General features: G+C 62.4%; 5 protein-coding genes. 2 read left to right on the top strand and 3 right to left on the bottom strand.

Annotation, left to right across the window (positions count from 1 at the left end):
* Positions 1–96: 96 nt before the first annotated feature.
* On the bottom strand, positions 97–1,557 hold the full coding sequence (gene mltF / locus AC3WKX_RS24040) for a membrane-bound lytic murein transglycosylase MltF (protein ID WP_102605540.1): 1,461 nt from the start codon (positions 1,555–1,557) through the stop codon (positions 97–99).
* 287 nt (positions 1,558–1,844) lie between these two features.
* Here mltF and purL point away from each other — a divergent pair, with 287 nt between their 5' ends.
* Complete coding sequence (gene purL / locus AC3WKX_RS24035) at positions 1,845–5,741, top strand: phosphoribosylformylglycinamidine synthase (protein WP_008438262.1); 3,897 nt, start codon at positions 1,845–1,847, stop codon at positions 5,739–5,741.
* Between the two features lie 4 nt (positions 5,742–5,745).
* Positions 5,746–6,057: a YqfO family protein gene (locus AC3WKX_RS24030; protein ID WP_087695123.1), complete on the top strand. Its 312-nt coding sequence runs from the start codon at positions 5,746–5,748 to the stop codon at positions 6,055–6,057.
* Between the two features lie 179 nt (positions 6,058–6,236).
* Here AC3WKX_RS24030 and nagE read toward each other — a convergent pair whose 3' ends face one another.
* Together nagE and ptsP are read right to left on the bottom strand one after the other, a co-directional pair.
* Complete coding sequence (gene nagE, locus AC3WKX_RS24025) at positions 6,237–7,895, bottom strand: N-acetylglucosamine-specific PTS transporter subunit IIBC (protein ID WP_218166742.1); 1,659 nt, start codon at positions 7,893–7,895, stop codon at positions 6,237–6,239.
* 74 nt (positions 7,896–7,969) lie between these two features.
* Positions 7,970–10,477, bottom strand: coding sequence for a phosphoenolpyruvate--protein phosphotransferase (ptsP, locus tag AC3WKX_RS24020; protein WP_102605538.1), 2,508 nt, complete (start codon positions 10,475–10,477; stop codon positions 7,970–7,972).
* Between the last annotated feature and the right edge of the window lie 12 nt (positions 10,478–10,489).

Here is a 10,489-nt window from a genome sequence, read left to right as displayed (position 1 = left end):
GCGGTGTGTCAGTCAATCCATGTGCTGGCTGAACCACCGCCTTCGCGAGCAAGCCCGCTCCCACATTGGTTTTGTGGTGTTTGGAGAATCGGGGGATTACAGCTGCGGGGTTTCTTCCGTCGGCTTGGTCTTGTCCACACCCGGCACATGCAGGTTGCCTTCGACCACCTGGTTGCCTTCCAGCTGCGGCTGCGTCACCCACGTCAGAATGTCGTAGTAACGCCGGATGTTCGCCACAAAATGCACGGGCTCACCGCCACGGGCATAGCCATAACGCGTCTTGCTGTACCACTGCTTCTGCGACAGGCGCGGCAGCATCTTCTTCACGTCCAGCCACTTGTTCGGGTTCAGGCCTTCTTTTTCGGCCAGCTTGCGCGCGTCGTCCAAATGGCCGGTGCCGACGTTGTACGCCGCCAGGGCAAACCAGGTGCGGTCCGGCTCGGCAATCTTGTCGTCCAGCTCATCCTTGATCTTGGCCAGGTACTTGGCGCCGCCCATGATGCTCTGCTTGGCGTCCAGGCGGTTGGACACGCCCATGGCCTGCGCCGTGTTCTGGGTCAGCATCATCAGGCCGCGCACGCCGGTCTTGGAGGTCACCGCCGGCTGCCAGAGTGATTCCTGATAGCCGATGGCCGCCAGCAGGCGCCAGTCGACCTTTTCTTCCTTGGCATAGGCCCGGAAGTGTTTCTCGTATTTGGGCAGGCGCTGCTGCAGATGCTGGGCGAAGGTGTAGGCGCCCATGTAGCCGAGTACATCGACGTGCCCGTAATAGCGATCTTTCAAGCGTTGCAGCGTGCCGTTCTTTTCCACCTTGTCGAGGTAGTTGTTGACCTCGTTGAGCAGGCTGTTGTCTTCACCGGCGGCAACCGCCCAGGCTTGATGGCTGGCGTCACCGAGGTCAAAGGCCACCCGCACGTTGGGGAAGTACACCTGGTTCATCGCCACTTCGTTGGAGTCCACCAGGGTCAGGTCGATCTGGCCCTCATCCACCATGCGCAGCAGGTCGACCACCTCAACGGCGTCAGACTCTTCGTAGTCAATTCCGGGAAACTGTTTTTTCAGCTGCGCCAGTTGCTCGGCGTGGGTGCTGCCCTTGAGCACCATGATCTTCTTGCCCACCAGGTCTGCCGCGGTGGTCGGCCGGGACTGGCCGTTGCGGTAGATGATCTGCGGGGTGACTTCCAGATAAGGGTGGGAGAAACGCACTTGCTGGCGACGCTGCTCACTGCTGACCAGGCCGGCGGCGGCCAGTACCGGGCCGTTGGGTTTGCCGATCTGCGAGAACAGGTCATCCAGGTTGTCGGCCGCCTCGATCTCGAGCTTTACCCCCAACTCGTCGGCAAAACGTTTCACCAGTTCGTATTCGAAGCCGGTTTCGCCGTTACGGTCCTGGAAATAAGTGGCCGGACTGTTTCGGGTGACCACCCGCAATACGCCATCCTCCTTGATTCGCTCGAGCGTGTTGGGTTTATCCACACACGCACTGAGCAGCAGGAAGAGTCCGGTAACGAAGAGCCATTTGGCGCATCGCGGGCGTAAAGCAGTAGGGGAGAACATCTGCGCAGTATACGCAAAGGACCCTCGGCGCCATATCTCGACAGCGGGGCACTTGTCTGCTAGCGCCCGTAAACCTTGGCTGCAGCCCGCAGAAACGGGGCTTGGCAGCCGATTGTGACGGTTAAAATAACTGCCCGGAATCGCCTGTATGGCCATATGATATCGTGCGATTTATGCCAACTGACGTCCGGCTGCGGCCACTGGTGCCGTTTCGGGTGCCGTTGGCGACGGTTTACGCTAGAATGCACGGCCTCAAAGCACACCCCCTTCCCGAGGCTGTCCCGAAGATGTTGATCCTGCGCGGCGCTCCTGCCCTTTCTGCCTTTCGCCACAGCAAACTCCTTGAGCAACTGAGCCAGAAGGTACCTTCTGTCAGTGGCTTGTATGCTGAATTTGCTCACTTCGCCGACGTTACTGGCGTTTTGACCGCCGACGAACAGCAAGTGCTGGCGCGCCTTCTGAAGTACGGTCCCAGCGTTCCTGTTCAAGAGCCTAACGGCCGCTTGTTCCTGGTCCTGCCACGGTTCGGCACCATCTCGCCCTGGTCGAGCAAGGCCAGCGACATCGCCCGCAACTGCGGCCTGGACAAAATCCAGCGCCTGGAACGCGGGATTGCCTTCTATGTAGCAGGCCAGTTCAGCGAGGCCGAGGCCGAGCTGATCGCCAGCAGCCTGCACGACCGCATGACCCAGATCATCGTCAGCCAGCTGGAACAGGCCGCCGGTCTGTTCAGCCACGCCGAACCCAAGCCGCTGACCGCGATTGACGTGCTCGGTGGTGGCCGTGCCGCCTTGGAAACCGCCAACACCGAGCTGGGCCTGGCCCTGGCCGAAGACGAAATTGACTACCTGGTCAACGCCTTCATCGGTCTGAAGCGCAACCCCCACGACATCGAACTGATGATGTTCGCCCAGGCGAACTCCGAGCACTGCCGCCACAAGATCTTCAACGCCAGTTGGGACATCGACGGCCAGAGCCAGGAAAAAAGCCTGTTCGGCATGATCAAGAACACCTACGTGATGCACAGCGAAGGCGTTCTGTCGGCTTATAAGGACAATGCCTCGGTCATCGTCGGCTCTGTCGCCGGCCGTTTCTTCCCGGACCCTGAAACCCGCCAGTACGGTGCGGTGCAAGAGCCGGTGCATATCCTGATGAAAGTCGAGACTCACAACCACCCGACCGCGATTGCCCCGTTCCCGGGCGCTGCCACCGGTTCCGGCGGCGAGATTCGCGACGAAGGTGCAACCGGTCGTGGCGCCAAGCCAAAGGCCGGCCTCACCGGCTTCACCGTGTCCAACCTGCAGATCCCGGGCTTCGAACAGCCGTGGGAAGTGCCGTACGGCAAGCCTGAGCGCATCGTCACCGCGCTGGACATCATGATCGAAGGCCCGCTGGGCGGCGCCGCGTTCAACAACGAATTCGGGCGTCCGGCCCTGACCGGTTACTTCCGTACTTTCGAGCAATCCATCACCACCCCGCGTGGCGATGAAGTGCGCGGTTACCACAAGCCAATCATGTTGGCCGGCGGCATGGGCAACATCCGCGCCGAACACGTACAGAAAGGCGAGATTCTGGTCGGCTCCAAGCTGATCGTCCTCGGTGGCCCGGCGATGCTGATCGGCCTGGGTGGCGGCGCCGCTTCCTCCATGGCCACCGGCACCAGCTCGGCCGACCTGGACTTCGCTTCCGTACAGCGTGAAAACCCTGAGATGGAACGCCGTTGCCAGGAAGTCATCGACCGTTGCTGGCAACTGGGTGACAAGAACCCCATCAGCTTCATCCACGACGTCGGCGCAGGTGGCTTGTCCAACGCCTTCCCGGAACTGGTCAACGATGGCGACCGTGGCGGCCGTTTCGAACTGCGCAACATTCCAAACGACGAGCCGGGCATGGCCCCGCACGAAATCTGGAGCAACGAATCCCAGGAACGTTACGTCCTGGCCGTCGGCCCTGCCGACTTCGAACGCTTCCAGGCGATCTGTGAACGCGAGCGCTGCCCGTTTGCCGTGGTCGGCGAAGCCACTGCCGAGCCGCAACTGACGGTCACCGACAGCCACTTCGGCAACAGCCCGGTGGACATGCCGCTGGAAGTGCTGCTGGGCAAAGCCCCGCGCATGCACCGTTCGGCCGTGCGTGAAAACGAACTGGGCGACGATTTCGACCCGTCGACCCTGGCCATCGCCGACTGCGTGGAGCGCGTCCTGCACCACCCGGCCGTTGCCAGCAAAAGCTTCCTGATCACCATCGGCGACCGCACCATCACCGGTCTGGTTGCCCGTGATCAAATGGTCGGCCCGTGGCAGGTCCCGGTGGCTGACGTTGCCGTCACCGCCACCAGCTTCGACGTGTACACCGGTGAAGCCATGGCCATGGGCGAACGCACTCCGCTGGCGCTGCTGGACGCCCCGGCGTCGGGCCGCATGGCCATCGGCGAAACCCTGACCAACATCGCAGCGTCGCGTATTGCCAAGATCTCCGACATCAAGCTGTCGGCCAACTGGATGTCCGCTGCCGGTCACCCGGGTGAAGATGCGCGCCTGTACGACACCGTGAAAGCGGTCGGCATGGAGCTGTGCCCTGAGCTGGGCATCACCATTCCGGTGGGCAAGGACTCCATGTCCATGGCCACCCGCTGGAACGATGAAGGCGTGGACAAGAGCGTCACCTCGCCGCTGTCGCTGATCGTTACCGGCTTTGCGCCAGTCACCGACATTCGCCAGACCCTGACCCCGCAACTGCGCATGGACAAGGGCACCACCGACCTGATCCTGATCGACCTCGGTCGCGGTCAGAACCGCATGGGCGCCTCGATCCTTGCCCAGGTGCACGGCAAGCTCGGCAAGCAGGCCCCGGACGTCGACGACGCCGAAGACCTGAAAGCTTTCTTCGCCGTGATCCAGGGCCTGAACGCCGACGGCCACCTGCTGGCTTACCACGACCGTTCCGACGGTGGTTTGCTGACCAGCGCTGTGGAAATGGCCTTCGCCGGTCACTGCGGCCTGAGCCTGAACCTCGATGGCCTGGCAGAAACTTCCGCTGACATCGCAGCAATCCTGTTCAACGAAGAGCTGGGCGCCGTTATCCAGGTTCGCCAGGACGCAACCCCGGACGTACTCGCACAGTTCAGCGCCGCTGGCCTGGGCGACTGCGTGGCCGTGATTGGCCAGCCGATCAACAACGGTGAAATCAACATCGTCTTCAACGGCGAAACCGTGTTTGAAGGCCAGCGCCGCCTGCTGCAACGCCAGTGGGCCGAGACCAGCTACCAGATCCAGCGCCTGCGCGACAACGCCGACTGCGCCGAGCAGGAATTCGACGTGATCCTGGAAGAAGACAATCCGGGCCTGAGCACCAAGCTCAGCTTCGACGTCAACCAGGACATCGCCGCGCCTTACATCAAGAAAGGCATCCGCCCACAAGTGGCCGTACTGCGTGAGCAGGGCGTCAACGGCCAGGTGGAAATGGCGGCAGCGTTCGACCGTGCCGGCTTCAATGCGATCGACGTGCACATGAGCGACATCCTCGCCGGTCGCGTCGACCTCAATGAGTTCAAAGGCCTGGTTGCCTGCGGTGGTTTCTCCTACGGCGACGTACTGGGTGCCGGTGAAGGCTGGGCCAAGTCGGCCCTGTTCAACAGCCGTGCCCGTGACGCGTTCCAGGGCTTCTTCGAGCGTAATGACAGCTTCACCCTGGGTGTGTGCAACGGTTGCCAGATGATGTCCAACCTCAGCGAACTGATCCCGGGCAGCGAGTTCTGGCCGCACTTTGTGCGTAACCGCTCCGAGCAGTTCGAAGCGCGGGTTGCGATGGTCCAGGTACAGGAATCCAACTCGATCTTCCTGCAGGGCATGGCCGGTTCGCGCATGCCAATCGCCATCGCCCACGGTGAAGGCCATGCGGAATTCGCCAGCGAAGAAGCACTGCTGGAAGCCGACCTGTCCGGTACTGTGGCCCTGCGTTTTGTCGACAACCACGGCAAGGTCACCGAAGGCTACCCGGCCAACCCGAACGGCTCGCCGCGCGGGATCACCGGGCTGACCAGCCGCGACGGTCGCGTCACCATCATGATGCCGCACCCGGAGCGTGTGTTCCGCGCCGTGCAGAACTCGTGGCGCCCGGAAGAGTGGAACGAAGACGGCGCGTGGATGCGCATGTTCCGTAACGCTCGCGTCTGGGTGAACTAAGGCGGTGTACAAGCTCAGCTTCTTTGTGCCCGACAGCCACGTGGAGACGGTGAAAACCGCCGTCTTCGCAGCCGGCGGCGGGCGCATCGGCAACTACGACAGCTGCGCCTGGCAGGTACTGGGCCAGGGCCAATTCCGCGCGATGGACGGCAGCCAGCCGTTTATCGGGCAGGTCGGGCAGGTTGAAGTGGTTGAAGAATGGAAGGTTGAGTTGGTGGTGGCGGATGAGTTGATCGTGGCTGTCGTGGCTGCGTTGAAACTGAGCCACCCGTATGAGACACCGGCGTATGAGGTGTGGCAGTTGGCGGATTTTTGATTCGCTGGCTGCAAAACAAGAAACCCGCTGGGCCAGTTTGGTCAGCGGGTTTTTTGTTGCCTGTCACGGCCATTCGCGAGCAAGCCCGCTCCCACATTTGACCGCGTTGCCATGACGGGCACCGATCAAAATGTGGGAGCGGGCTTGCTCGCGAAGAGGCCCTGATGCTCAGCAAAGATTCAGGCTTTTACCCCAACCTCACGGCCACTGACCAACCGCTCCAACGCCTCACCCAACCCCGAAGCCTTGTCACCAATCAGCAAGTGCCAAACCCCACTCTCAAGCTGGCTAACCCCCTGGCAACCTAGCGCAGTCAGTTGGGATTCCGACAACACCGAACCATCCCCCAGCTCCACTCGCAGCCGCGTCATCGCCACCGCATCCAGTTGCAATACATTGGCCCGACCGCCCAGCGCACTCAGCCATTTCTCGGCCTCATGCACATTCACTGGTGTGCTCTTCTCAACAGGCGCTACCACCACCGCAGGCGCCGCAACATACGAAGGCATCGCCAACCGAATCTCATCGGCAATGCTGTCCGCCATCGGCCCGACCACCACCTGCAAACTCCCGCCATTACCCGGTCGAACCACCGCCATCGCACCCAGTGCTTTCAGCTCGGCATCCACCGCCTTGTTGCGATCCACCATGTCCAGCCGCAGACGCGTCGTGCAAGCACCCACGCTCAGCAGATTCTCCGCACCACCCAGCGCGCGAATGTAAGCGCCGGCCCGTTGGTTATCGGTCATGGCCTCAGCCTGCGCGACCTGAATATCCTCGCGCCCGGGCGTCTTCAAATTGAAGCGACGAATGCAGTAATTGAACACGCTGTAGTAGATCACCGCATACGCCAGCCCAACCGGGAATACCAACCAGCCGTTGGTGGATTTACCCCAACCCAGCACCATGTCGATAAACCCACCGGAGAAGGTAAAGCCCAGGTGAATGTTGAGCATGTTGGTGATCGCCATCGACAACCCGGTCAGCAGCGCATGCACCAGGTACAGGAACGGCGCGAGGAACATGAAGGCGAATTCGATCGGCTCGGTGACCCCGGTCAGGAACGAGGTCAGCGCCATCGACAGGAAAATCCCGCCCATGATCTTGCGCCGCTCCGGCAGTGCATTGCGGTACATCGCCAGGCACGCCGCCGGCAGGCCGAACAGCATCACCGGGAACATGCCGGTCATGAACTGCCCACCTTTCGGGTCGCCGGCAAAGTAGCGAGTCAGGTCGCCGGTCACTACCGCGCCGGTCGTCGGGTCGGTGAAGGTGCCGAACACAAACCACGCCATGTTGTTGAGGATATGGTGCAAGCCGGTGACGATCAGCAGGCGGTTGAACACGCCAAACACGAACGCACCAAAACTGCCGCTTTCCATCAGCAGCACGCCGAAGCTGTTGATGCCTTGCTGCACGGGTGGCCAGATCAAACCAAAGATCACCCCCAGCGCCACCGCGGAGAACCCGGTGACGATCGGCACAAACCGTCGCCCACCAAAGAATGCGAGGTACTCCGGCAGCTTGATGTCCTTGAAGCGGTTATACAGCGCACCGGCCATCAAGCCGCTGGCGATGCCCGCGAGCATGCCCATGTTGATGCTGGCGTCCATCACTTTGAGGGTGGAGACCATCACCAGGTAACCGATGGCGCCTGCCAGGCCCGCCGTGCCGTTGTTGTCGCGGGCAAAACCCACGGCAATGCCGATGGCAAAGATCAGCGCCAGGTTGGCGAAGATCGCCTGCCCGGCGTCGTGCATCACCGCGATGTTCAGCAGGTCAGTGTCGCCCAGTCGCAGCAGGAGGCCGGCGATCGGCAAAATCGCGATCGGCAGCATCAGTGCACGGCCCAGGCGTTGCAGCCCTTCGATAAAATATTGGTACACGGCGTGTCTCCCTATTCTTGTTGTTTTCAGCTCAGCGGCCAGTGGTGTTGACAGGCTTGGCGAACGGCTTTGGCGCTGCTCAGGTTAAGCAGGCTTTGGCTCAGTTGCCGGCATTGGGCTGCGTCCAGGTGACGGACACGGTCCTTGATTTCTCCGATTTGCGGCGGGCTGACGGACAGCTCGCTGATGCCCAGGCCGATCAGCACCGGCGTGGCCAGCGGGTCGGACGCCAGCGCCCCGCACACACCGACCCAGCGCCCATGCTTGGCTGCGCCGATGCACGTCTGGGCGATCAGCCGCAACAGCGCCGGGTGCATGGCATCGACCCGGGCGGCGAGGCCGGCGTGGTCGCGGTCCATGGCGAGGGTGTACTGCGATAGGTCATTGGTGCCGATGGACAGAAAGTCCGCGTGCTCGGCCAGTTGTTCGGCCATCAGCGCCGCCGCGGGCACTTCGATCATCACCCCCAGTTCCGGGCGTTGGGTCAGTTCCAGCTCGGCGCACAGTTCATCGAGGCGCTGGCGAATGTGCAGCAGTTCGTCGACTTCGCTGACCATTGGCAGCAGGATGCGGCAACGTTCCAGCGGGCTGACCTGGAGAAGGGCACGCAGTTGCTGGTCCAGCAGTTCCGGGCGTACCTGGGCCATGCGAATGCCCCGCAGGCCCAGCACCGGGTTGGTCTCGAACGGCAGCGGCAGGTAGTCGAGTTGCTTGTCGCCGCCGACGTCGATGGTGCGGATGATCACTGATTTGTCGCCCATGGCGTCCAGTACGGCTTGGTAGGCCTGGCGCTGCTCTTGCTCGTCGGGCGCGGTGCGGCGGTCGACGAAGAGAAATTCTGTGCGCAGCAGGCCGACGCCATCGGCGCCATTCTCGAAGGCCAGTTGGGCTTCGACGCTGGAGGCGACATTCGCGGCCACTTCAATACGCACGCCATCCTGAGTGCTGGCGGTGCCTTGAGCCTCCGCGTGCTGCTGTTGGCGCCACAGTTTCTGTGCATCGCGCAACTGGTGAACCTGGGCGTGGCGCGCATCATCCGGCGTCAGCTCCAGGCGGCCGTTGGCGGCATCCAGCACCACGCGCTGGCCTTGGGGCACATCAAGCAATTCAGTGCCCAGTGCAACCACGCACGGCAAGCCTTTACCCCGCGCCAGAATCGCCACATGAGACGTCGCGCCGCCTTCGGCCATGCAGATACCGGCGGCGTGTTGATTGCTCAGTTGCAGCAGATCCGATGGGGTCAGCTCATGGGCCGAGACGATAGCGCCGGCCGGCAAATCAAAATTCCAGGCCTCGCCCAGCAACGCCCGCAGCACGCGTTGCTGCAAGTCGCGCAGGTCGTTGGCGCGTTCGGCGAACAACGGTTTACCCAGTGCCAGCAGCACCGCGCATTGGGCCTGGATCGCATCACGCCAGGCGTGAGTGGCGGCGCTGCCCTGTTCGATGGCGGCGGTGGCGGCCTCCAGCAACGTAGGGTCTTCCAGCAGGGCCAGGTGGGCGGCGAAGATCTCTTCTTCCTCCACATCCTTGCGCTGACGGGCCTGGTCCAGGGTGTGGCGGATTTCGCTACGCACCTGTTCCAGGGCGCTGTCCAGGTGCTGCAATTGTTCATCCGGCACGTTGTTGCCCGGGTCCACCGGCAGCTCGATTCCGTTCAGGCGGAACAACGGGCCGCAGACCAACCCCGGCGCGGCACACACGCCTTGCAGTACTCCGGCTTCGGTATTCGCGCGGCGTGGGGCGACGGCCACTGGAGCGTGATGCGCTTCGCCAACTTCCACCGACAGCGCAGCGATCAGTGCTTGCAGCGCCGCTTCACAATCCTTGCCACGACAGGTGACCTGCACCTCGTCCTGCTCACCAATCCCCAGGCCCATCAAGCCGATCAGGCTGTCGCACGAAGCCGACTTGCCAGCGAAATGCAGCTGCGACTGGCTGCTGAATGCCTGTGCAGTCTTGCGGATCAAGGCAGCGGGGCGCGCATGCAGGCCGCCCCGATGGGTGATGCGAATAGTCGCGCTGGCTTCGGTGACCGACTCATCAATCACTTTCGCTGCACCGGCCAACCGTGCAACCACATGCAGCAGCGGCTCGCCGACCTTCACTGTTTTCAAGGTGATCGGCCGTAGCTCAAACAGCTCGCTGTTGGTCAGGATGATCAGGCTGACCAGGCTTTTGCACTGCCGCGCAATCAGGTCCAGGTCAAACTGGACCAGTGCCTGGCCCTTGCTGACCCGCGCACCTTGCTTGACCAGCAGCGCAAAGCCTTCGCCATTCAATTCCACCGTGTCGATGCCCACGTGCATCAGCAATTCAGCGCCATTATCGGCGCGAATGGTCAGCGCATGCCCGGTGCGGGCGACGTGGATGATCACGCCATCACACGGCGCGTGCAGGCAATCGTTGAGCGGGTCGATGGCAATGCCGTCGCCCATGGCGCCACTGGCGAACACTTCGTCGGGAACGTCGCCCAGGGTCAGCACCGGCCCACTGAGGGGAGCGCTGAGGGTGAGGTCTTTATTATTGTGGGACATGGGCACGGTACT

This window comes from Pseudomonas sp. GP01-A4, assembly GCF_058780865.1.
The sequence above is the reverse complement of the archived record's forward strand: the minus strand, read 5'-3'. Positions and strand labels throughout refer to the sequence as shown.